The organism is Pseudomonas batumici, assembly GCF_036585405.1.
GTDB lineage: Bacteria > Pseudomonadota > Gammaproteobacteria > Pseudomonadales > Pseudomonadaceae > Aquipseudomonas > Aquipseudomonas batumici.
On record NZ_CP144470.1, the window covers coordinates 6,118,934 to 6,140,452 of the forward strand.

At 62.7% G+C, this 21,519-nt stretch carries 19 protein-coding genes; 10 read left to right on the plus strand and 9 right to left on the minus strand.

Going from position 1 to position 21,519, the window contains the following annotated elements:
* Positions 1 to 160: 160 nt before the first annotated feature.
* Positions 161 to 1,651 carry a hypothetical protein gene (locus NUH87_RS28025; RefSeq protein WP_338523544.1) on the plus strand — a complete coding sequence of 497 codons (1,491 nt, stop codon included), beginning with the start codon at positions 161 to 163 and terminating at the stop codon, positions 1,649 to 1,651.
* 354 nt (positions 1,652 to 2,005) lie between these two features.
* Positions 2,006 to 2,353 (plus strand): DUF6124 family protein, encoded by a 348-nt coding sequence (locus NUH87_RS28030; RefSeq protein ID WP_338523546.1) that lies wholly within the window; start codon positions 2,006 to 2,008, stop codon positions 2,351 to 2,353.
* A gap of 200 nt (positions 2,354 to 2,553) precedes the next feature.
* Here the strand turns inward: NUH87_RS28030 and NUH87_RS28035 are convergent, their stop codons facing one another.
* From NUH87_RS28035 to NUH87_RS28050, 4 genes are all read right to left on the minus strand, one after another.
* Positions 2,554 to 3,999 (minus strand): heavy metal sensor histidine kinase, encoded by a 1,446-nt coding sequence (locus tag NUH87_RS28035; RefSeq protein WP_338523547.1) that lies wholly within the window; start codon positions 3,997 to 3,999, stop codon positions 2,554 to 2,556.
* Positions 3,996 to 4,667, minus strand: coding sequence for a heavy metal response regulator transcription factor (locus NUH87_RS28040; protein ID WP_040069191.1), 672 nt, complete (start codon positions 4,665 to 4,667; stop codon positions 3,996 to 3,998). The genes NUH87_RS28035 and NUH87_RS28040 overlap by 4 nt, the downstream gene beginning before the upstream one ends.
* A gap of 144 nt (positions 4,668 to 4,811) precedes the next feature.
* Positions 4,812 to 5,066 carry a DUF2790 domain-containing protein gene (locus NUH87_RS28045; protein WP_040069190.1) on the minus strand — a complete coding sequence of 85 codons (255 nt, stop codon included), beginning with the start codon at positions 5,064 to 5,066 and terminating at the stop codon, positions 4,812 to 4,814.
* A 119-nt stretch (positions 5,067 to 5,185) separates the two neighbouring features.
* Complete coding sequence (locus NUH87_RS28050) at positions 5,186 to 6,097, minus strand: AraC family transcriptional regulator (protein WP_338523548.1); 912 nt, start codon at positions 6,095 to 6,097, stop codon at positions 5,186 to 5,188.
* A gap of 104 nt (positions 6,098 to 6,201) precedes the next feature.
* Here NUH87_RS28050 and NUH87_RS28055 point away from each other — a divergent pair, with 104 nt between their 5' ends.
* The 8 genes from NUH87_RS28055 to NUH87_RS28090 all read left to right on the plus strand — a co-directional run bounded on the left by NUH87_RS28055 (position 6,202) and on the right by NUH87_RS28090 (position 14,619).
* Positions 6,202 to 6,762 (plus strand): carboxymuconolactone decarboxylase family protein, encoded by a 561-nt coding sequence (locus NUH87_RS28055; protein ID WP_338523549.1) that lies wholly within the window; start codon positions 6,202 to 6,204, stop codon positions 6,760 to 6,762.
* 49 nt (positions 6,763 to 6,811) lie between these two features.
* The gene (locus tag NUH87_RS28060; protein WP_338523551.1) at positions 6,812 to 7,882 is read left to right on the plus strand and encodes an acyl-CoA dehydrogenase family protein; all 1,071 of its coding nucleotides are present in this window, start codon (positions 6,812 to 6,814) and stop codon (positions 7,880 to 7,882) included.
* Positions 7,879 to 8,721 (plus strand): ABC transporter ATP-binding protein, encoded by an 843-nt coding sequence (locus tag NUH87_RS28065; protein ID WP_338523552.1) that lies wholly within the window; start codon positions 7,879 to 7,881, stop codon positions 8,719 to 8,721. Before NUH87_RS28060 ends, NUH87_RS28065 begins: the two co-directional genes overlap by 4 nt.
* The gene (locus NUH87_RS28070; RefSeq protein ID WP_338523553.1) at positions 8,687 to 9,886 is read left to right on the plus strand and encodes an ABC transporter substrate-binding protein; all 1,200 of its coding nucleotides are present in this window, start codon (positions 8,687 to 8,689) and stop codon (positions 9,884 to 9,886) included. The genes NUH87_RS28065 and NUH87_RS28070 overlap by 35 nt, the downstream gene beginning before the upstream one ends.
* Positions 9,883 to 10,650, plus strand: coding sequence for an ABC transporter permease (locus NUH87_RS28075; RefSeq protein ID WP_338523554.1), 768 nt, complete (start codon positions 9,883 to 9,885; stop codon positions 10,648 to 10,650). Before NUH87_RS28070 ends, NUH87_RS28075 begins: the two co-directional genes overlap by 4 nt.
* Before the next feature lie 349 nt (positions 10,651 to 10,999).
* Positions 11,000 to 12,742 (plus strand): ABC transporter permease subunit, encoded by a 1,743-nt coding sequence (locus NUH87_RS28080; protein ID WP_338523555.1) that lies wholly within the window; start codon positions 11,000 to 11,002, stop codon positions 12,740 to 12,742.
* A 14-nt stretch (positions 12,743 to 12,756) separates the two neighbouring features.
* Complete coding sequence (locus NUH87_RS28085; protein ID WP_338523556.1) at positions 12,757 to 14,079, plus strand: nitrate/sulfonate/bicarbonate ABC transporter ATP-binding protein; 1,323 nt, start codon at positions 12,757 to 12,759, stop codon at positions 14,077 to 14,079.
* Between the two features lie 213 nt (positions 14,080 to 14,292).
* Positions 14,293 to 14,619, plus strand: coding sequence for a hypothetical protein (locus NUH87_RS28090; RefSeq protein WP_338523557.1), 327 nt, complete (start codon positions 14,293 to 14,295; stop codon positions 14,617 to 14,619).
* A gap of 69 nt (positions 14,620 to 14,688) precedes the next feature.
* Here NUH87_RS28090 and NUH87_RS28095 read toward each other — a convergent pair whose 3' ends face one another.
* The 5 genes from NUH87_RS28095 to NUH87_RS28115 all read right to left on the minus strand — a co-directional run bounded on the left by NUH87_RS28095 (position 14,689) and on the right by NUH87_RS28115 (position 21,508).
* A complete protein-coding gene (locus NUH87_RS28095; RefSeq protein ID WP_338523558.1) occupies positions 14,689 to 15,267 on the minus strand; it encodes a DUF4337 domain-containing protein in 579 nt (192 codons plus the stop codon).
* A gap of 85 nt (positions 15,268 to 15,352) precedes the next feature.
* On the minus strand, positions 15,353 to 17,197 hold the full coding sequence (locus tag NUH87_RS28100; RefSeq protein ID WP_338523559.1) for a DAHL domain-containing protein: 1,845 nt from the start codon (positions 17,195 to 17,197) through the stop codon (positions 15,353 to 15,355).
* 207 nt (positions 17,198 to 17,404) lie between these two features.
* Positions 17,405 to 18,757 carry an OprD family outer membrane porin gene (locus tag NUH87_RS28105; protein WP_338523560.1) on the minus strand — a complete coding sequence of 451 codons (1,353 nt, stop codon included), beginning with the start codon at positions 18,755 to 18,757 and terminating at the stop codon, positions 17,405 to 17,407.
* A gap of 201 nt (positions 18,758 to 18,958) precedes the next feature.
* A complete protein-coding gene (locus tag NUH87_RS28110) occupies positions 18,959 to 20,335 on the minus strand; it encodes a nucleobase:cation symporter-2 family protein (RefSeq protein WP_040069174.1) in 1,377 nt (458 codons plus the stop codon).
* Positions 20,336 to 20,407: 72 nt separating this feature from the next.
* Positions 20,408 to 21,508, minus strand: a complete 1,101-nt coding sequence (locus NUH87_RS28115) for a DNA alkylation repair protein (RefSeq protein ID WP_338523561.1) — start codon at positions 21,506 to 21,508, stop codon at positions 20,408 to 20,410.
* Positions 21,509 to 21,519: the final 11 nt, after the last annotated feature.

Sequence of the window (21,519 nt, forward strand, 5' to 3'; positions counted from 1 at the left end):
GCCACTCCCGCGGATTTTCCTGGCCGGCTGAATGGAATCGGCGTCACAGTGCTGACAATCAATTGGCCGGATTCGGTTGCGCGCGTGCAATAAAAATTTACTCCCGCCGAGAGAAATGAGAAAAGCTTTCCAGCCTTTTCCATGGATTCGGATCCCGCTCATGCCTCGATCAAAGTTGTTTGCCCAGCTGTTTGTCGCCCTGTTTGTCGGCGCCGGGCTCTGGTACATGTGGATGATTACCAGTGCCAAGCTGGGGTGGGGCGGAAGCAGTCCCGACCGGCAGCAGCTCGGTGCTGTACAGGACAGCCGGCAGCGCGCGATGACCCAGTACTGCACGGGTGTGGTCGTGACCCCGAAGGGCACCTGGCTGGTGGGGCGCCTGGACGGTGACGCGAAACAGCTGCAACCCTCCGCTGACGTGGTGGATCTGGATGCCGTGCTCCATGGCAAGTCGGTCGAGGCCAAGGATCAGGAGTCGGAAGGCTCGGGGGCTTTCTCGAGCTTTCTCTCCCACCGGGATAAGGAAACCTCCTTCATCTCGCGCCTGGACGCCCAGGGCCAGTTTCAAATGGTGGCCCATGTCAGTGACGCCGCCTGCCTGGTGGCCAGCCCGGATGGGGCCAGTGTTTTCCTGCTGACGGGCCTTGAGCGACCCGAAACCGCTGGCGCGAACAGCGATGACAACCGCCAGACCGTGATCTTTCGCAGCGACGATCAAGGCAAGCGCTGGACCTGGTTGGCCAAGGGCCTGTTTCCCAAGGCCAATCAGCTTGCCTGGGCCTTGAAGCCCTACTTTCATGGTCCGGATGACGTCTGGGCCTGGGGTACCCCGAGCGGAACCGATAACGAGAGCGGTGAAGACAAGCCGGGCGCCATCTCCACCGGGGTGTTTTACTCGGCTGATCGCGGCGCGAGCAGCACGGAAATATTCGCGCCGGAGTCGTTGCTGGTGCCTGCCGAGTATGCCCAGGGCAAACGGCCTGAGATTACCGAATGGCGCACGGACCTGGGCACTTATGGAGAAACCCAGACCTATGTCACCCAACTGGATGACCAACGCGCGTTCATCTGGGTTTCCCAACGCTTCTGGGGCCGCAATCCTGACGCTGATAGCGGCAGTCTGGCTTTCAACATCACGACACGGGCTCAACTGCTACGCAAGGCGGGGCAGTGGCAGGTGGGGGCCGTGCAGCGCGAGGAGGGGCTGTTTATCGATCAACTGGTGGAGAACGGCGCCGGGCGAGTGATGGGCCTGATCGACCAGGGTGATCATGGGCAAGATGTGGTCGCTGAGTTCGATACCGCCAAGCTTGCCTGGAAGCCCATGGGTGAACTGCCTAGCGTGTTCGCGCCGTTGGCGTCGGAGAGTCAGTTGCGTGAGAGGAATTTCTGGGTGGGGCAGAACAGCCTGCTGATCAACACCTCGAGCGAACACCGACCGCCGCGTTGGCTCTACTGGTGGTCGGATGCGCGAATCTCCGCCGACGGGGTGTTCTACTCCAAGGACTGGGGGCGTTCCTGGCAACGGCTGGCTATCGACGGTTACCTGGGGATCCTCGGCTTCCAAGGGGCGCAGGACCGGGTGATCTGGGCCAAGGGCAATTGGTACAACAGCAATGATGGTGGGGTTTATTCCTATGGTTTGCAGTGAGGCTGAGTCGTCTTGTACTTGGTTTGCAAGACGGTTCGCTTTCCATTGAGTGAAATTTCCTAGAAACTTCTGCCCTGTTGCTCCTGGCAGAACCGGTGGCTAATCTGCGTCTTGTCACCGCCAAATCGGTGATACGGATGTGCAAGTCCGGAATTCTGTTATGACGACAACGCCCTTGTCATGCTTGGGCGTTTTTGCAGTCCGCCATGTTTCATGGTGGCTGTGCGTGGGAGACTTTCGGGTCTGCCAGGTGTCCTAACAGACCTGGCCTTGCACACCTGCGTACAGCTGCCACCCTCATTCGTGTGCAAGCGAGAAGGTGTCGGCTCCTTATCTCTGTTAGGAGTTTCAGACATGTTCAAGGTCACGCCCAATCCTCCTGTTTCACCTCACGTCGAAACCATTGACCCGCAAATCGTTGACCGTGCGTTGGCTTATTACAATTTGCCGCAGGGCACGAGTTCGAAGCGATGCGGTGCTCACTCAACACGCAAGAACAACACCAAACCTCAAAGTCGTGAAGACATCCTGGTCGACGCCAGTGCGATCCTGGAGTCCGCTGCGGCCACGGCCTATGAACATGCCGATAACCTCACAGGGCCTGACCGCAAGGTGGCGCTGGGAGTGGTGCGTCTGATCGAACTGGCGCAGGGGCGGGTGGATTCGGTGTTGGAGGACGAGTTCACAAGCGGCGTTCGCTGATCGCGGAAAGTGCCTGTCAGTTAACAGCGATCTCAAATCTGGCCGAAATTTGTGGCGAGCGGGCTTGCCCGCGCTGGGGCGCGAAGCGGCCCCAAAACCTGAGAACCCGGTACATCAGGTAGATCAGGATGGCAGGTTTTACGGCTGCTTCGCAGCCGAGCGCGGGCAAGCCCGCTCGCCACAAGACCGCGTTCGGCGTTTCACGACGATGCCGAGACAAGGGGCGTCCGGGCCGTTTGAAAGTCGGCCTGACGCTCTTGCTGATCCCGCATGGGGAAAAACAGCTCGAAACAGGTCACGCCATTCTCGCTGGTGACGCTGTAGCGGCCACTGTGCAACTGCATGATGGTCGCTACGATCGAAAGCCCCAGGCCATTGGACTGGGCCGAACGCTCGCGCGACTGATCAACACGATAGAACCGCTCGAATAACCTCGGCAGGTGTTCCGCCGGGATCGTCGTTCCACAGTTGCGCACGCGCAGATGGATGCCACCCTCGGACGGCGCGGCCTGGAGCAACAGTTCGGAGTGCGGGGCGCCATATTTGATCGCATTGGCACACAGGTTGGCCAAGGCGCGACGTAGCAGCGTTGGCTCGGCCCAGATCAGGCCGTCGCCCTCCGCGCGGATGGTGATATCGACGTCCGCGGCCAGACCTTCAAAGTAATCGGCTACGCGTCCCAACTCGTCGGCGGCGTCCAGCTCCTCGCGCTGATCACGCGCGCTACCGGGGTCGGTACGCGCCAGGAACAGCATGTTGTCGAGCATGCGGGCCAGGCGTTCGAGTTCTTCGACGTTGGAGGCGAGCAACTGCTGGTAATGCTCCACGCTGCGGTTCTGTTGCATGGCGACCTGGGTTTCACCGAGCAAGTTGTTGATAGGGGTGCGCAGTTCGTGGGCCATGTCCGTCGAGACCTGGCTCAGTTGCGCAAAACCCTTGGCGAGTCGCTCAAGCATGGTGTTGAACGAGTCGATCATCGGGAGCAACTCCTTCGGGGCGCCTCGGCTGTCGAGTCGCTCTGTCAGATTGCCAATGCCGATACCATGGGCTTGGCGCGTCAGGCGTCTGAGGGGCAACAAACCGCGGTGAACCACCACATATCCCGCCAGCGCCAGGACAAAGGCGGCGAGACTGGCAAGGACGTAGACGCTGAGACGATAGCGGGCGAGCACCGCGGTTCGTTCGATCATCAGGCAGCCAATGGTCACTTTCAGCTTGCTGGAGCCGATACTCGCGGAGATGGCCCCAAAGGGCGTACCGTTCACGGCGGGCAGATGCTGGACATCGGTCAGTACCAGGGAATGCTCCATGGCCACGGGCGTGATGTCGGGAAGATCGATCCCACTGGGATTGATCTCCAGTAAAGGGGCTTCCCCTGAAACGCCAATAGTGAGTACGGACTGGCTATTGAACAGCATGTTCTGAAACAGCTCAGGCTTGGTCCTGATCAGTTCCAGCATATTGCTGCCATTGAGCACATTACGTAGCTGATTGATGCGGTAGATCAGGGTGGCCTCGTCGCGTCGTATCAGTTCGTGCTCAAGATCGTGGTACAGCGCGACGCCGGTGGTTGCCATCAGGGCGAAGGCCAGCAGGACAAACACCACCGCCAGGCGCAGGGTCAGGGAGTAATGACGAAGGTTCATGGCTGCGTGTCGAAGCGGTAGCCAATGCCCCGCACACTGTGGATCAGCTTCAGCTGGAAAGGGTCGTCGATTTTCAGGCGCAGGCGCCGCACGGCCACGTCCACCACGTTGGTGTCGCTGTCAAAGTTCATGTCCCAGACCCGCGAGGCGATCAGTGAACGCGACAGCACCTGATCCTGATGCGTGGCGAGCAGGTGCAACAACGCAAACTCCTTGTTGGTCAGCGTCACTCGCACGCCGGCGCGGGTGACGCGGCGTTTGAGTACATCGATCTGCAGGTCGGCGATCTGCAGTTGCTCTTCTTCCCGGGTCGGACCTCGGCGGGTCAGGGTGCGCAGGCGTGCCACCAGTTCGGCGAAGGAAAAGGGCTTGATCAGGTAGTCGTCGGCGCCCAGCTCCAGGCCTTTGATGCGGTCGGCGATGTCATCCCGCGCGGTCAGGAACAGTACCGGGGTGTCGGCTTCCTTGCGCAGGCGGCGCAGGACTTCCCAGCCGTCCATCTTCGGCATCATCACATCCAGCACGATGACGTCGAAAGGCGTTTCCAGGGCCAGGTACAAACCCTCGACGCCATCGCGGGCCAGGCTGACGGAGTATCCCTGCTCCTGCAGGCCATTGAGCAAGTAATTGCCCGCCTTGGGCTCGTCTTCCACTACCAGGATGTTCATGGGGATGACCTTGGTTCGGTTTCGGTATTCGATCCACAAAAAGCGGACCTGAAAGCCGCGAGCAGGTAGCGCAAGTATAGTCCTGTCACCAGGTGGCGTTGCGTAGGGCCTGCTCGTGGACAGTCGTGTGCATAAGGTATTCCATCAGTTTTGGTTCGTGCAGCGCCCTTGAACCGGATAGTCCAGCACATGTTCCCGACCCTGATGATCCAGATAGTCGAGACGGGCCGGAATGATGCCACATTGGTCGGAGAGGTCAGTCGTGGAGATGACTTTCGCGACGTCCAGGTGGACAAGGAAATCGGTCTTGTCGTGGATCACCGTCGAGGTGTCGGTGGTATAGGCGAAGGCCGAGCCGGTGGCGAGGAGGGTGGCGAACCCGAGAATGAACAGTTTCATGGCAGTATCTCCCTATCTAATGTGAACTGCCTGTTGTTTGGCAGTGAGTTCACAATAACCAGGCGACACCAACAGCCGACGAACAGAACGATGACAAAGTTGTAATGCAATCGTGTCTCTCAGCGGCCCTCATGCTGCCGACGATAAGCCCCCGGCTGCACCCCAAGCGCTTTGGCAAATGCCCGGGTGAACGCCGCAATCGATTGATACCCCACCGCCGCGCACACGTGCTCCACCGTGTTGTTGGCCCGCAGCAACTGGCAGGCATGGCGCATCCGCAACGCCAGCAGCACCTGCCCCGGTGACTGCCCGGCCAGTTCGTTGAAACGCTTGAAAAACGCCGAGCGCGACAGCCCGGTGCAGGCCGCCATGCTCTCCAGCGACCAGCTTTCCCCGGGCCGTTCGATCAACTGTTCCAGCAAGGGCGCAAACCCCGGATGCCGCGCCAGTGCCACCAGTCCGCCAAGACCCGGGTTATCCGCCACCTGCTGGCGCAGCACATACAGAAACAGCAAATGACTCAAGCGCTCCAGCAGCGTCGAGGAGGGCGCCGGTGACCGCTCGCACTCGGCCAGGATCAGCCCGAACAACGCCCGCGCGGCGCTCAGCGATGGATCGCCCGCGCGCAGGACAATCCAGTCCGGCAACCCGTCGATGATCAATGACGACAACCCGGACTTGAAATGAAAGAACCCGCACACCAGCCCCACGCCATCCTGGGCGGCGCTGTCCAGCTCGGTCATCGCCTGGCGCGGCAGGCGTTGCGCTTCTACGCTGTCCCGGGCACTGGACAACCGATAATCCAGGTCCCGCAGCAAAAACACCGCGTCCCCGGCCTCCAGGCGCAGGCTTTCCTGCTGCCCGTCAATGTGCAACCAGCAATATCCCTGCACGATCAGGTGGAAACTCGCCCGCGCCAGGCCCCGGGTGCTGGCGTGCCAGCCACCGCAATAACGGCCCACATGGAACAGGCTCGCCTCGAACTCCAGGCTTTTTAATAACCAATCAACCAGAGGGCTGGACGAAATCATCTAATGGAAACACTCAGGAGCAAGGAATCGCTACTTTTGAATATGGATCGGAATTCTTATAACCAACAGACTTGCAGGACCACCCTACAACAGGAGTCCACTCCATGTCGCGCGTCACTCTACATACGCTGCAAAGCGCTCCCGAAGCGGCCAGGCCTTTCCTGGAGAGCGCCCGGAAGAACTCCGGGTTCATCCCCAATCTGCTCGGTGTGCTGGCCAATGCACCGGCGGCGCTGGAAACCTACGTTACGGTATCGGCGCTCAATGGCAAGACCGGGCTGAGCCTGGCCGAGCGTGAAGTGGTGCAACTGGTGGCCGCCACCACCCACGGCTGCGACTTCTGCGTCGCCGGGCATACGGCGGTGGCCTTGAACAAGGCCAGGTTGCCGGCTGAAGTGGTCGAGGCCTTGCGCAGACAACACGAGCTGCCCGAGGAAAAGCTCGAAGTCCTCGCTGCTTTCGCCCGGGAAGTGATCGCCACCCGTGGCAATGTCAGCGACCAGGCCTTCGGCGAATTCCTCGCCACCGGCTACACCCAGGGCAATGCGCTGGAAGTGATCCTCGGGGTGAGCCTGGCCACCTTGTGCAATTTCGCCAACGTCTTCGCCCGCACGCCGCTCAACCCTGAGCTGGCACAATATCGCTGGCAAACGACGGATCAATGATGGATCGGCGCCGGCTATTTCCCGGCGCTTTGTTCAAGGAGAAAACCACATGCTCGATCACGCATTGAGTCAATGGCTGGATGCCCAAGCCCAGGCCCTGGACCTGGGACAGTGTGACCCACAGGAGGTGATTTCCCGGCTGGCGACGGCGCGGCTGCTGCGGATCGGCGTGCCGCAAAACCAGGGCGGTAGCGGCGGTACGGTGGTCGATGCGGTGGAAGGTATTGCCCGGGTGGCCCGCCATTCCCTGGCGGCCGCCTTTGTGTTCTGGGGGCAGCGAGCCTTTATCGAATACCTGCTGCACAGCCCCAACACGGCCTTGCGCGAGCACCTGCTGCCGTCCCTGCTCAGCGGCGAGCTGGCCGGGGCCACCGGGCTGTCGAATGCGATGAAGTTCCTCTCGGGCATCGAGTCGCTGCAGGTCCGCGCCCGCGAGCAGGGCGATGGCTGGCGTCTCGAGGGTCGCCTGCACTGGGTGACCAACCTGCGCAAGAGCGGCTTCGTGGTGGCGGCCGCCATCGAGCGCGAGGAGGGCGGTGCGCCGTTCGTGCTGGCGATCCCGGATGCGGTGGCCGGCCTGCAACGCTCGGACGACCTGCAACTGATGGGCCTGCAGTCGAGCAATACCGCCGCCTTGGACTTCAAGCAGGTGGAGGTCAGCCGCGACTGGTTGTTGCACGACGATGCCCGGGTCTTTCTGCCGGCGGTGCGTCCGGCCTTTCTCGGCCTGCAATGCGGCATGGCCATCGGCCTGGCGCGACAGGCGCTGAGCGAGGTGGACGGGCACCTGCAGGACCATCGCTCGATTCTGCGCGAACCCTTGCTGGAGCAGCGCCAGGCCCTTGAGCAGACGGTGGACGAACTCAAGAGTGGCTTGCTCGACGGGCGCTTCCTGGCCCAGCCACGCGCCTTGTTCCAGATCCGCATCGGCTTGGCCGAAGCGGTCGCCCAGGCGCTGCAACTGGAGTTGCAGGCCAGCGGCGGCAAGGCCTATCTGAGCGAGTACGGCAGCGGCTTCGCCCGGCGCTGGCGCGAGTCGGCGTTCGTGCCGATCGTGACCCCGAGCCTGGTGCAATTGCGCGCCGAACTGCAACGTCAGCCCCGGACAGCGGCAGTATGAGTGCGGCCTTGCTGGATGCCCGGCAGATCAGCCTCGGCTACCCCCGCGAACAGGGCTGGCACGCGGTGCTGGAAGGCTTCGACCTGCAACTGCAGGCCGGGGAGGTGGTGTCGATCCTCGGCCCCAGCGGCGTCGGCAAATCCAGCCTGCTGCGGGTCCTGGCCGGCTTGCAGGCGGCCCACCAGGGCCGCGTGCATTTCCTGGGCGAGCCCCTGGACGGCCCGCACCCGCGGGTGGCGGTGGCCTTTCAGGATCCCAGCCTGCTGCCGTGGCTCAGCCTGGAAAAGAACGTCGCCTTCGGCCTGGACTTTGCCCGCCAGCCGCACCTGGACGCGCAGGAACGCCAGGCGCGGATCGACCACGCGATTGCCGCCGTCGGCCTGCAACATGCACGGGGCCAGTACCCGGCGCAGTTGTCCGGCGGCATGGCGCAGCGCACGGCTTTGGCCCGCTGCCTGGCCCGCCAGCCCCAGGTGTTGCTGCTGGACGAGCCCTTCGGTGCCCTGGATGAAGTGACCCGCGCGGACATGCAACAACTGCTGCTGGAGGTCATCGCCGAACACAACACCGCCGCGGTGCTGATCACCCACGACATTGACGAAGCCCTGCTGCTGTCCGAGCGGATTCTGCTACTGGGTCACAGCCCGGCGCGAACCCTGGGCGAGTGGCGCATCGACCTGCCACAGCCGCGTGCCGAGCTGGTGGAGGAACTGGGCGCCCTGCGTATCGAGATTCTCAAGACCCTTCGGCGGGCGAGCCGCACCCCACACCCTCATTCTTTGCTCGAACCTTCGGAGATGGATCATGTGTCTGGACGACTTCACCCACACACGTCGTGACTTCCTCAAACTCAGCGCCTTGCTGACCGCCGGCGGCGCCTTGCCGCTGCTGGGCAGCCTGCAGGCCCGTGCCGCCGCGGAGCCCGACGCGCCGGTACGCATCGGCTACCTGCCGATCACCGACGCCACGCCGCTGCTGGTGGCGCACAACAACGGCCTGTTCGAAGCCGAAGGCATCCAGGCCGAGCGCCCGGTGTTGCTGCGCAGTTGGGCCCAGGTGATCGAGGCGTTCATTTCCGGGCAGGTCAACGTGATTCACCTGCTGTCGCCGATGACCGTCTGGGCGCGCTATGGCAGCAAGGTGCCGGCCAAGGTGGTGGCCTGGAACCATGTCGGCGGTTCCGGACTGACCGTGGCGCCGGGGATCACCGAGGTCAAACAGCTGGGCGGGCAGTCGCTGGCGATTCCGTTCTGGTACTCGATCCACAACGTGGTGGTCCAGCAACTGTTGCGCGACAACGGCCTGCAACCGGTGAGCAAGGCCGCCAACAGCGTGTTGGCCGCCAACGAGGTCAACCTGGTGGTGCTGCCGCCCTCGGACATGCCGCCGGCCCTGGCGAGCAAGCGTATCGCCGGCTACATCGTCGCCGAACCGTTCAATGCCCTGGCCGAGGAGCTGAAGGTCGGCCGGGTGCAGCGCTTTACCGGCGATATCTGGCGCAATCACGCCTGCTGCGTGGTGTTCATGCACGAGCAGGACCTGAACAACCGGCCCGAGTGGTCGCAGAAGGTGGTCAATGCCATCGTCAAGGCCCAGCTCTGGACCCGTGACAACCGTGCCGAGGCGGCGAGGCTGTTGTCCAAGGACGGTGCCAATCGCTATACGCCGCACACCCCGCAGGTGCTCGGTCGGGTGCTGGCGCCGGATGCCACTGATCGCGACGCCTACCTCGCCAGCGGCGCGATCCAGCATGGTCATTGGGACGAACAGCGCATCGACTTCCAGCCATATCCGTTCCCCAGCTACACCGAGGAACTGGTCAGGCGTCTCAAGGACACCCTGATCGAAGGCGACAAGGGTTTTCTCGCCGGCCTCGATCCGCAGCAGACCGCCCGCGACCTGGTGGACGACCGCTTCGTACGCAACAGCCTGGCGGCGATGGGCGGGCTCAAGGCTTTCGGGCTGGCGGAAAGCTTTGCCCGTAGCGAGGAGTTCGGCCTTTGAGCGGCAAGCCTTCCTCATCGCTTCTGCAAGGGGGGCTGGGCGTGGCGGGGCTGCTCTGCCTGGGGCTGCTGTGGTGGCTGGGAGTGCACTTGTTCGGCAGTCCCGACGGCCTGTCGGCGCGTTTCTCGCCCGAAGCGACGCTGGCCAGCCTGGTGGAGTTGCTGGGCCGGGCCGAGCTGTACGAACACCTGTTGGTCAGCCTCAAGCGCATTCTGGTGGGGCTGCTGCTGGCCTTGCTGATCGGTGTGCCGCTGGGGCTGCTGATCGGCAGCTATCGCCCGCTGGAGGCGGCGACCACCCCGGCGTTTCAGTTCTTGCGCATGATCTCGCCGTTGTCCTGGATGCCGGTGGTGGTGATGCTGATGGGCGTGGGCGACCAGCCGATCTACTTCCTGCTGGCCTTTGCCGCGGTCTGGCCGATTCTGCTCAACACCGTGGCCGGGGTGCGCCAGCTCGATCCGCGCTGGCTGCAACTGAGCCGCAGCCTCAGCGCGACCCGCTGGGAAACCCTGCGCCAGGTCATCCTCCCCGGCGTGCTCGGCCATGTGCTGACCGGCGTGCGGCTGTCCATCGGGATTCTCTGGATTGTGCTGGTACCCTGCGAAATGCTCGGGGTCAGCGCCGGGCTGGGCTACTTCATCCTCGATACCCGTGACCGCCTGGCGTACTCGGAGCTGATGGCCATGGTGCTGTTGATCGGCGTGCTGGGCTTCGCCCTGGATGCCCTGGCGCGGGGACTGCACCGGCGTTGGGCGCACGCCTGACGTCAACCCCGTAATTTATGAGGAATTTACATTAATGTAACATTTTGAAATGTATAATCCCGCGCTGAACCACCTCCCAGGTTTCAGCTCACACCTCCAGGAGATTCGAACTTGGACCCTGCCCATTCTCGGTGGGCCACGTAGCGGGATTTACAATGGGATAGGCCGGTGCGCAGCCGTCGCCCCGGTATCCGGTCTGTAGCGTTCAGTGCGTGGCCTTGCCTCGACGATTTCCCCACCACTTCTCCAGAATGTGCTGTGCTTAGACTGCCGGCGCTGCACCGCTTCGTGCGTTGCTACCCTGGAGTCCGTGGGCCTGTATTTCAGAACGCTGCTGGAATCATTGACGATGAATAAAGTATTACGCCATTACATCCCGGCAAGCACGCGGCGCCTGTTGCCCAATCGCTGGGACCTGATCGCGCTGCCGCTGGTGGTGGGTTTCCTGCTGTTTTTCTCGATCGGCGCGCGGGAAACCTGGGCACCGATCTCCACCTTGCAAACCCAGGTGGTTTCCCTCGATCCGACCGACCTGCCGGAGTATGCGGTACGCACCACCCTGCGCATGCTTGCGGCGATGGTGGCGTCATTGGTCTTCACCTTTCTCTACGGAACCCTCGCGGCCAAGAGCAAGCGCGCCGAGAAGCTGCTGGTGCCGGTGCTGGATATCCTGCAATCGGTGCCGGTGCTGGGTTATATCTCGTTCACCGTGACCTTCTTTCTCCTGCTGTTTCCCGGCCGGGTCCTGGGCGCCGAGTGCGCGGCGATCTTCGCGATCTTCACCAGCCAGGCCTGGAACATGACGTTCAGCTTCTACCAGTCGCTGCGCATGCTGCCCCGGGACCTGACTGAAGTGTCCGAGAGCCTGCACCTGTCCGGCTGGCAGAAGTTCTGGAAGCTCGACGTGCCGTTCGCCATGCCGGGGCTGGTGTGGAACATGATGATGAGCATGTCCGGCGGCTGGTTCTTCGTGGTGGCCTCGGAGGCCATTACCGTCGGCGACAAGACCATTACCCTGCCGGGCATCGGCTCCTATCTGGCTACCGCCATCGAGCAGCGCGACCTCTCGGCCGTGGGTTATGTGATCCTGGCGATGGTGGTGGTGATCCTGATCTACGACCAGTTCCTGTTCCGTCCGCTGGTGGCCTGGGCGGACAAGTTCCGCATGGAAGACACCGCGGCCCAGGGCGGCGCGCCGGAATCCTGGGTGCTGAACCTGATCCAGCGGACCCGGGTCATCCAGCGCCTGATCCGGCCGGTTTCACGGCTCGTCACCCGTATCGGCCATCTGCGCCTGAGCCTGCCCCGGGTCACGGCCCGGGCCAGTGCACCCAACCCGTCGACTTCACGGGTGATCGACTGGGTCTGGGGCCTGTTCATCGCGTTGCTCGCCGCCTATGCGTTGTATCACGTCGTCCACTATGTCAGCACCGAGGTGACCTTCGGCGATGTCGGCGAGGTGATCGGCCTGGGCGCGATCACGCTGCTGCGGGTGACCTTGCTGATCGCCGTCGCTTCGTTGATCTGGGTGCCGCTGGGGGTGATGATCGGCCTGCGTCCGCACCTGGCCGAGAAGATTCAGCCGCTGGCGCAGTTCCTGGCGGCGTTTCCGGCGAACCTGCTGTTCCCGGTGTTCGTCATCGTCATCCTGCACTTCAACCTGAACCCGGATATCTGGCTGAGCCCGCTGATCGTGCTGGGCACCCAGTGGTACATCCTGTTCAACGTGATCGCCGGCGCCAGTGCCTTCCCCAACGACTTCCGCGAAGCCGCCGCCAACTTCCATATTCGTGGCTGGCAGTGGTGGCGCAAGGTCATGTTGCCGGGGATCTTCCCGTATTACGTGACGGGTGCGATCACCGCTTCCGGGGGCGCGTGGAACGCCAGTATCGTTTCCGAGTTCGTTTCCTGGGGCCAGGACAAGGTCGTGGCCCATGGCCTGGGGGCGTATATCGCCCAGACCACGGCGGCCGGTGACTTTCCGAAGATCACCCTGGGCGTGGTGGTCATGTCGGTCTTCGTGGTGGCCTTCAACCGTTTGCTCTGGCGGCCGATGTACGCCATCGCCGAAAACAAACTTCGTCTGAATTAATCCGAGCCGCTCTCATGAACAGTCAAATCGAATACACCAGCAGCGCCCGTGAAATCTATTCGCTCAGCAACGTGAGCAAGGGCTTTGGCAATGGCAAGGATGAGCGTCAGGTTCTCAGCGAAGTCGACCTGCACCTGCACGAAGGCGAAGTCGTCGGGTTGCTGGGGCGCTCGGGCTCCGGCAAGTCGACCTTGCTGCGGATCATTGCGGGCCTGATCCAGCCGACCTCCGGCGAAGTGCTCTACAACGGCGAAAACCTGGACGGCCCGGCCAAGGGCGTGGCGATGGTGTTCCAGACCTTCGCCCTGTTTCCCTGGCTGACGGTGCTTGAGAACGTCGAAGCCGGCTTGCAGGCCTTGCAGGTGGAGCCCAAGGAAGCGCGCAAGCGGGCCCTGGCGGCCATCGACCTGATCGGTCTCGACGGTTTCGAAAACGCCTACCCGCGCGAGCTGTCCGGTGGCATGCGCCAGCGGGTGGGGTTTGCCCGCGGCCTGGTGGTCAACCCGACCCTGCTGCTGATGGACGAACCGTTTTCCGCCCTCGATGTGCTCACCGCGGAAAACTTGCGGACCGACCTGCTGGAGTTGTGGAGCGGCGGGCAACTGCCGATCAAGTCGATCCTGATCGTGACCCACAACATCGAGGAAGCGGTGCTGATGTGCGACCGCATCCTGGTGCTGTCGTCCAACCCCGGGCGCGTGGTGGCGCAGATCAAGGTGCCGTTCGCTCACCCGCGCAACCGCCTGGACCCGATCTTCCGCAAGATGGTCGACGACATCTACGCGCTGATGACCAACCGCCGCAGTGCCGACGCCCGCACCGGCAAGGCCGAACTGCAACTGGGCAGCCGGCTGCCGGAAGTGCCGACCAACCTCATGGCCGGTCTGATCGAAGCCCTGGCGGCCGAGCCCTATCATGGCCATGCCGGCTTGCCGAACGTGGCCGAGCGCTTGCTGCTGGAGGTCGACGACCTGTTCCCGGTGGCCGAGATGCTCGAGCACCTGGGCTTTGCCGAACTGCGCGGGGCCGATATCAAGCTCACCGAAGCGGGCAAGCGTTTTGCCGAGGACGGTACCCAGGAGCGCAAGGTGATGTTTGCCGAGCACCTGCTGCGCACCGTGCCCCTGGCGGCGCGGATTCGCCAGGTATTGCAGGAGCGTAACGGGCATTGGGCGCCACGGGTGCGTTTCGAGCAGGAACTGGAAGACTCCCTCAGCGAGGACTTCGTCGAGCAGACCCTGGAAAGCGTGATCAGCTGGGGTCGTTACGCCGAGATCTTCTCCTACAACGACACCACTGAAACCTTCAGCCTGGAAGACGTGGAAGGCGAGATCTGACCTGACTGCGAAACCTTCGCAGATCCGCGAAATACGAAGTTTTCACCTGGCCGTAACAGGTCGGGCACATGCCGATGATTAACTTCTCCCTCGCCTCCGGATGTTGCGGAGGCGGGCCAGTTTGAAGGGTCGAGACGGTAAGTCGTAGTGAACCGTGTGCCGGTCGACGTCATGGCCGGGCACCTCTGCTGATCCCAACTTAAGGAGAGTCCGATGTCCATCGGCGCAATTCCGGCTGCAAACCCTGCCTCTGTGCGTATTGCCGGTCAGTCCCAGGCGACCCCGACACCTGCACAGAAAACTTCCACCACTGCCAGCACCAGCACCACTGCCAGCACCGTCGCGGACGCCTTGAAGGAAGCGACCGAAACCGCGGCACAAACCGCCCAGGAAGCCAGCCACGGCGACCGCGCAGCCCAGAAGCTGGTGCAAAAGCACCTGCATCACACCACCCACACCACCACGGCAACAGCCGCACCGAAAGCCGTTTCCAACGGCAGCGGTCAGCCGATCGGGGAAACCATCAATACCAAGGCGTAAGCTGCGGTAACACGGCTCTATCAGTCAGCCCGGCCGGTGCCGGACTGACTGACGCCGGGCTTCACCGGTTCAGATATGCAACCCGGCCAGGCCGCCCAGCACCACGCTGACACCCACGGCGGTGTAGGCCAGGCGTTTGAGCCATTCCTTGCGGGTTAGCAGGGTGATTGCCGCCAGCGAAATGGCAATCTGGATCGCCGTCATCGCCTGGGCCCAGCGGTGATGCTGGTGCAGGACCTGTTCCGATTTGGTATCCCACTCACGACTCTGGGCCTCCAGGCCTTCGGCTTTCTGCCGCACGACTTCCTTTTCCTTCTTGTAGCGTTCCGCCTCGGCCGTGTAGTGCGCGGCATCCAGGCCCGGAATATGGCTGGCCATTTCCGACAGGTTCTGCCGGCTGGACTTGGCCTGATAGTAGTTCCACTGGTTGGCGGCTTCGGTCTTGAAGATGGCGGCGTTGTTCTTGTCCATCGCCGCTTCGCTTTCCGTGGAGCCCGCCTGGTAGCTGAGCATGGCGCCAATGGTGGCCATGATCGCGGTCATCACCGCGATCCGGCTGGCAAAGCCGTCACCCCGTGCTTGGGCATGCTCGGTGGCGTGTTCGACGTGTTGTTCGTGGGGGCTGGGGACTTCGAAGTCTTCTGTCATGGCGACGGATCTTTGGATGAAAAGAGCGGAAGCCCCCAGTTTAAAGCCTGTGCTGGCAGAAGGCTCTCTCTCAATGATGAATATTCTAATAGGCCGACAGTTGAGAGGTGTTCGCAGGCGCGGGCTCTTCTTGCATATGGACCGTCTTCAAGGGGATCTCCAGGGTGAACACCGCCCCTTTGCCCGGCCCGTCGCTGTGGGCGTACAGGCGACCTTTCATCTCCACCGCCGCCAGGGCGCAGCTGTGCAGGCCGAAGCCGTGGCCGTCCTTGCGGGTGGTGAAACCGTGGGTGAAGAGCCGTTTCATGTTTTCCGGCGCAATGCCTTCGCCCTCATCCTTGACGCTGAGGCGCAAGGTCTTGCCGTCGACGACCCGCACGCCCAGGGTGATGTCCCGTTCGCGGTTGCTCAGGTCGGACACCGCATACTTGGCGTTGCTGATCAGGTTGATCATGATCAGCAGCAGCCGGTGCTTGTCGCCGAGGATGGTCGGTACCGGCTGGTAGTCCTTGAGCACCGTGACCTTGTGCCGGTTCAGGGCACCGGTGTTCATGCGCAGGGCGTCTTCGAGCAGGTCGGTGATGTTCAGGGGTTCCAGCAGCTTGGCCGCGCCGGCATAGGACTGCTGGGTAGCGACGATCTCCTTGATGTGGTCGACGCTTTTGCTCAGTTGCGCCAGTTCCTGGACGATCTCCCCGTGTTCGGTGTCGATGGCCGCGACCAGTTGGTTGAAGTAGGCGGGCAACAGCTTGCCTTTTTCGTCATGGCTGACAAAGTCCCCCAGGTCGCCGGCATGCTCGTTCATCAACTGCACGGCCTTGCCCAGTCCCTGCACCTTGCTGGCGCGGAGCTTGCGGGTCACGAGGTCAGCGGAAATATTCACGCTGTTGAGCACGTTGCCGACGTTGTGCAGGACGTTGGTGGCGATTTCCGCCATGCCGGCCGTGCGGGCGGTGTCCATCAGTTCGCTCTGGGCTTCCTTGAGCTCGCGGGTACGTTCTTCCACCCGCTGTTCGAGGCGTTCATTGGCCGCCTGCAAGGCGCTGTTCATCTGGTTGATCAGCGCATAGCTGCGCAGTTGGCGAATGATCAGGTAGAACACCAGCAGGGCCATGAGGGCCGCACAGATGCTGAGGTAGATCTGGTACTGGTGGTCCTGCAGCTCCGCGCGCCGCTGGTTTTCATTCAACAGTTCGTTGATGCCGTCCAGGCTGGCGGCGACCGGGATGAAGCCGATGCGGTCGAGCAGGTCGTTGACCAGGGGTTGCTCGCGCACCACCACGTTGGCCTGGTCGATCAGCCTGTCGATGGACGGGACCAGGGCCGCCGGAAGGCTGTTCTTTTGCGTGGTCAGGTGCTGGATCTGGCGCTCGACCTTGTCGGCCTTGAGATTGGTCACGTGCTGCGCATATTCCAGCGCGCTCAAGGTCAGTTTCGACGCGCTGTACAACACGCTGAGGGTTTCCACCGGGTGCTCGACGCTGAAGGGCTCAAGGTCGGTCTGGATGGTGTCCTCTATCGACGACAGGGTTTCCAGGTCGTCGCGCAAGGCGGTGTTGTGCGCCTGGAACTGCTCGATCACCTTGTTCTTTTCCGCCGTGGCGTCCAGGTAGGCCTTCTTGCGGGCCTGCCAGATGCCGGAGTTGTCCAGCTTGCTGTTCAGTGCGACCAGTTGATCCCAGCGTTTGCTGGCATCCGCGGTGGGGATGGCGAGCAGGTTGTAGTTGTACTCATCGCTGATCCGGGTCTTGATGATCTTGGCGTCCAGGCGGGCGTCCAGTTGCTTGAGCTGGCGAATCAGGTCGCGGGAATCGAAGTAGGTGGAGGTTTCCCGTGCATCGGACTTCATGAGCAGGAAAGCCAGGAAACTGACGAGGATGACAAACAGCGTCACCAGGGCATGGCCTCTGTATCTGCTCCATAGCGTCATGGGGTACTTCCTGTGTCCGATCAACGGGGGGCTTCGGGCCGTTTTCACGAAGTGTAGTGCCGCTGCGTCTCCAAGTGCTGGAAAAGTGTCATTTCTTTGCCTTTAAAGTACCGTTCCCGGGCCGTACTCCCAAGCCGTACAGGGTCTTGGGGCAAGCCCGGTTTCACAGTGCTATCGGTTGTAACTGTCAGGACCCGCGTCGGTTTCCTACCAAAGCGGTACTACATAACTCACGTAGAAGCGGTTTTCATCCTGAATGGTCGCGCCAGTGATATCCGGGCTTGCATGGGCATTCTGCCAGCGTACGCCGAGGCCTTTCAGCTCGCCGCTCGGGACGTTGTAGGCCAGCGAGATGTCGCGTTCCCATTCCTTGGCATTGGGGTCGGACGGGGTACGGATCTGGTCGCCGTGGACATAGGTGGTGGCGAAGACCAGGCCGTCCACACCCAACTGGGCGAAGTCGTACTTGTACTGCGCCAGCCAGCTGCGCTCACCGGCGTGCTGGAACTTGTTCAATTGCATGTTGGTCAGTGCCGGGGTGTCGGCGCCCGAGCCCGGGCCCTGCATGGAGGCGCCGCTGTTCAGGCCCGAATCCAGGTACGGGAAGTCACTATTGCCGCTGTTCTTCTGGGCACCGAGGCCGATGGTGTGGCCGGCCAGGCTGTAGCTTTCCATCAGGCTGATGGTCGACTGGTTGATCCGGCCCTTGGTCAGGCCATTGCCGTAGTAACCGGCGCCTGCGTACTGGCTGTCGCCATCGGCGTTGGCGCCGACGCCCAGGCTGCGGTAGGCACGGAAATCGCTGTCGATGGCACCGACGGGCAGGGCGTCATGCCGCTTGGCGCCGAGGAAGGCCTGTTGGTAGTAGTCCGACAGGTTCGAGTACCAGGCGCTCAGGGTGGTGCCCGGAATCCCGGCGTAGTCGGCACCGCCGTAGAGGAAACGATCGCTCTTCTTGGTGCCGCCGGCGGTGATCATGCCGGTGTCGCCGGTTTCGTTGCGGATCTTGGTCTGGGTGATGTCGCCGACGGTGAAGGTGAAGTTGTCCAGGTCCTTGGACACCAGTTGCGCGCCGGTGTTGGTCTGGCGGTACAGGCGGCCGTCGGTGTTGGCCAGCATCGGGTTGTTCTGGTACAGGGTACCGACCCGCAGTTCATCCTTGAGGAAACGCGCCTTGAACGTCGGGCTGAGCACGCCGAACTGGTCGGCGGACTTGCCGTTTTCCAGCGGGAACATACTGCCGGGGTAGCGGCCCTGGTGGGTCTTGTCGTCCAGGTCGCCGCCCGAGTCGAGTTTCAGGCCGTAGAACGCCTGCAGGTCCAGGCCCACGCCGATGGTGCCTTCGGTGTAGCCGGACTTGAAGTCGAACTGGAAGCCCTGGCCCCAATCGTGATAGCTCTTGGCTTTGGCCGTGCTGCCACTGATGCCTTGGCCATCCTGGTTCAGGTAACGGTTAAGAAGGGTCACGTCGGCATGACTGTCATTGATGAAGTCCGCATGAGCGGACACCATGACACTCGCCAGGGCGGCGCCCACCATGGGGCTCAACAGCTTGTTCATTGGTTCGGATCCTTGTCACGAAATTGAAATAAGAGCTGCAAACTCTTGAAACAATTAAAGGGTCGATATGTGACAGTTCCGCGTCAAAGGCAGGCTTCAGGACATGAACTTTAGTTTAATAAGCTTCTGATTTTGGTCAGGTTTTTCCCGTGGAGGAAGGCTCAAGACGGCGGCTTTCGCGGCCGCCGTCAGTATCGTCGATCACGCTTTCGGCGATTCCGGCAGGAACCAGTTCAGCACCAGCGCACAGATCCCGCCGGTGGCCACTCCGGACTCCAGCACGTTACGCAACGCCGCCGGCATGTGCGCGAGGAATTCCGGCACCTGGGAAACCCCGAGGCCCAGGGCCAACGACACGGCGATGATCAGCAGCGCCCGGCGGTCCAGGTGGATGCTGGCGAGGATATTGATACCCGAGGCCGCCACCGCGCCGAACATCACCATGGCCGCGCCGCCGAGCACCGGCTCGGGCACCGCCTGGATCGCGCCGGCTACCGCAGGGAACAGGCCCAGCAGCACCAGCATCAGGGCGATCCATTGGCCGATATGCCGGCTGGCGATGCCGGTCAACTGAATCACTCCGTTGTTCTGGGCGAAGATCGAGCTGGGAAAGGTATTGAACAGCCCGGCGAGCAACGAGTTGGCGCCGTTGACCAGCACGCCGCCCTTGATCCGCTGCATCCACAGCGGGCCTTCCACCGGCTGGCGCGAGACCTTGCTGGTGGCGGTGACGTCACCGATGGCTTCCAGGGAGGTCACCAGGTAGATCACCAGCATCGGAATGAACAACGCCCAGGAGAAATCCAGGCCGAAGTGCAGCGGCGTCGGTACCTGGAACACCGCGGCTTCGTGCATGCCGGTGAAGTTCAGGCGTCCCAGGTAACCCGCCAGGGCGTAGCCGACCGCCAGGGCGATGACGATGGCGCAGCTGCGCATCCACACCAGCGGGATACGGTTGAGGACCACGATGATCGCCAGCACCACGCCGGACAGCAGCAGGTTCTCGCCATTGGCGAAGGTGCCATTGGCCATGGCGCTGAAGCCGCCGCCCATGCTGATCAGGCCGACCTTGATCAGGGTCAGGCCGATCATCAGCACGACGATGCCGGTCACCAGCGGGGTGATCATGCGCTTGACGAAGGGCAGGATCCGCGAGATGCCCATCTCGACGAAGGAGCCGGCGATGACCACGCCGAAGATCGCCGCCATGACCGCTTCCACCGGTGTGCCTTGCTTGACCATCAGCGCGCCGCCGGCAATCAGCGGGCCGACGAAGTTGAAGCTGGTGCCCTGGACGATCAGCAGCCCGGCGCCGAAGGGGCCGAAGCGGCGGCACTGGACGAAGGTGGCGATGCCGGAGATCACCAGGGACATGGAGACGATCAGGTTGGTATCCCGGGCCGAGACGCCGAGGGCCTGGCAGATCAGCAGGCCGGGGGTGACGATCGGCACGATGATCGCCAGCAGGTGCTGCAACGCCGCCAGGATACCGATCGGCAGGCTGGGGCGGTCCTCGAGGCCGAGGACCAGTTCGTTGGCCTGGAGCTCGGCGGTGGGCGGAGTCTGGTGAGCGGTCATGGCGGGGCCCTGGAAAAAATGAGGTCGCGATTCTACTGGGCCAGGCGCGGGGCGCCCAGCTTGCTGCGGCGCTTATTCGAGAATATCGAAGCCGCTGCTGCCCAGGCGCTCGCCATTGACCAGCAAATGCACGGCGTGATGACCGCTGTAATGCTTGCGGGTGGTCAGTTCGCGGATGTGCTGGCGGCGGCTCAGGGCCTCGCTTGCGCCGGCGGCCAGGTGCAGGGTCTTGAGCTTGAAGACCTTGGTCGAGGTGGCGCCCGAGGCCTTCACGTAGTCGATGCCGTAGTCGATCACCAGCTTCTGGCTGGCCGCCGCAGTGGAGGCCAGGGTGAAGGAGAGGGTGACGCTGTCGCCGAGGCGGATCGCCGCGGGTTCGACCTTCAGGTCCAGCACCTCGACCTTGGCCTTGGCGCCGGCCCCCATCAGCGCAAGGGCACGCGGGTTGCCTTGTTTTATCAGGCTGCGCAGGGCGTGACGGGCGATCCAGGCGGTGCGCGGGTCGTCCAGCGACCAGCCCTCGATCAGTTCCAGCACCCAGTCGGGATGGTCCTTGGTGATGTCGTTGAGGTGGTTGGCGACCGATTTGCGCACGTACGGGCTGTCGTCGGCCTTGAGCGGGTCGAGTATTCCCGCGGCGAGGCGCGGGTCGGCCTGGATCCGGGCCAGCCGGAAGGACCACGGCAGGCGCGGTCGCGAGCCTTCGCTGGCGAGGCGGCGGACGTGCTCGTCGGGGTCCAGGGACCAGGTTTTCATCACCGCCAGGGTGCGTTCGAAATCGTTGAGCAGGAAATGCCGCACGGCGAATTCCGAGGAGCCGAACGCGGTGAAGTATTTCAGCGCGTCCATGGACAGTTCGAAGTCCTCGGCACCGTAGCTCGCGACATAGTGCGGCAGGCACATGCTGACAAAGCCGCTGTTCAGGCGCGGGGCGAGCTGGCGCAGCACCTTGAGGGACTGTTTGTAGCTCAGGGGCAGCACCGCGTGCAGGCTTTCGCTGACCCGGGCCAGGCGCTGCATGATCGACAGTTCGTCGAGGCCCTGATGGGTTCGGCTGAGAAAGCCGGCGCTGTCGAAGTCGGGGTACACCGCGCGCATTTCGTGGGCGATATGCAGCAGGCGTTCGCTGTTGAAGATTTCCTTCAGGGCGGGGGCGGCTTGTTCGGTGCTCATGGCGGGGCCTT

Coding starts and splice junctions, on each gene's coding strand:
- NUH87_RS28090 (WP_338523557.1), top strand. CDS start 14,293: ATGTCCATCGGCGCAATTCCGGCTGCAAACCCTGCCTCTGTGCGTATT.
- NUH87_RS28105 (WP_338523560.1), bottom strand. CDS start 18,757: ATGAACAAGCTGTTGAGCCCCATGGTGGGCGCCGCCCTGGCGAGTGTC.
- NUH87_RS28055 (WP_338523549.1), top strand. CDS start 6,202: ATGTCGCGCGTCACTCTACATACGCTGCAAAGCGCTCCCGAAGCGGCC.
- NUH87_RS28050 (WP_338523548.1), bottom strand. CDS start 6,097: ATGATTTCGTCCAGCCCTCTGGTTGATTGGTTATTAAAAAGCCTGGAG.
- NUH87_RS28030 (WP_338523546.1), top strand. CDS start 2,006: ATGTTCAAGGTCACGCCCAATCCTCCTGTTTCACCTCACGTCGAAACC.
- NUH87_RS28060 (WP_338523551.1), top strand. CDS start 6,812: ATGCTCGATCACGCATTGAGTCAATGGCTGGATGCCCAAGCCCAGGCC.
- NUH87_RS28095 (WP_338523558.1), bottom strand. CDS start 15,267: ATGACAGAAGACTTCGAAGTCCCCAGCCCCCACGAACAACACGTCGAA.
- NUH87_RS28110 (WP_040069174.1), bottom strand. CDS start 20,335: ATGACCGCTCACCAGACTCCGCCCACCGCCGAGCTCCAGGCCAACGAA.
- NUH87_RS28040 (WP_040069191.1), bottom strand. CDS start 4,667: ATGAACATCCTGGTAGTGGAAGACGAGCCCAAGGCGGGCAATTACTTG.
- NUH87_RS28115 (WP_338523561.1), bottom strand. CDS start 21,508: ATGAGCACCGAACAAGCCGCCCCCGCCCTGAAGGAAATCTTCAACAGC.
- NUH87_RS28035 (WP_338523547.1), bottom strand. CDS start 3,999: ATGAACCTTCGTCATTACTCCCTGACCCTGCGCCTGGCGGTGGTGTTT.
- NUH87_RS28065 (WP_338523552.1), top strand. CDS start 7,879: ATGAGTGCGGCCTTGCTGGATGCCCGGCAGATCAGCCTCGGCTACCCC.
- NUH87_RS28100 (WP_338523559.1), bottom strand. CDS start 17,197: ATGACGCTATGGAGCAGATACAGAGGCCATGCCCTGGTGACGCTGTTT.
- NUH87_RS28085 (WP_338523556.1), top strand. CDS start 12,757: ATGAACAGTCAAATCGAATACACCAGCAGCGCCCGTGAAATCTATTCG.
- NUH87_RS28045 (WP_040069190.1), bottom strand. CDS start 5,066: ATGAAACTGTTCATTCTCGGGTTCGCCACCCTCCTCGCCACCGGCTCG.
- NUH87_RS28080 (WP_338523555.1), top strand. CDS start 11,000: ATGAATAAAGTATTACGCCATTACATCCCGGCAAGCACGCGGCGCCTG.
- NUH87_RS28025 (WP_338523544.1), top strand. CDS start 161: ATGCCTCGATCAAAGTTGTTTGCCCAGCTGTTTGTCGCCCTGTTTGTC.
- NUH87_RS28070 (WP_338523553.1), top strand. CDS start 8,687: ATGTGTCTGGACGACTTCACCCACACACGTCGTGACTTCCTCAAACTC.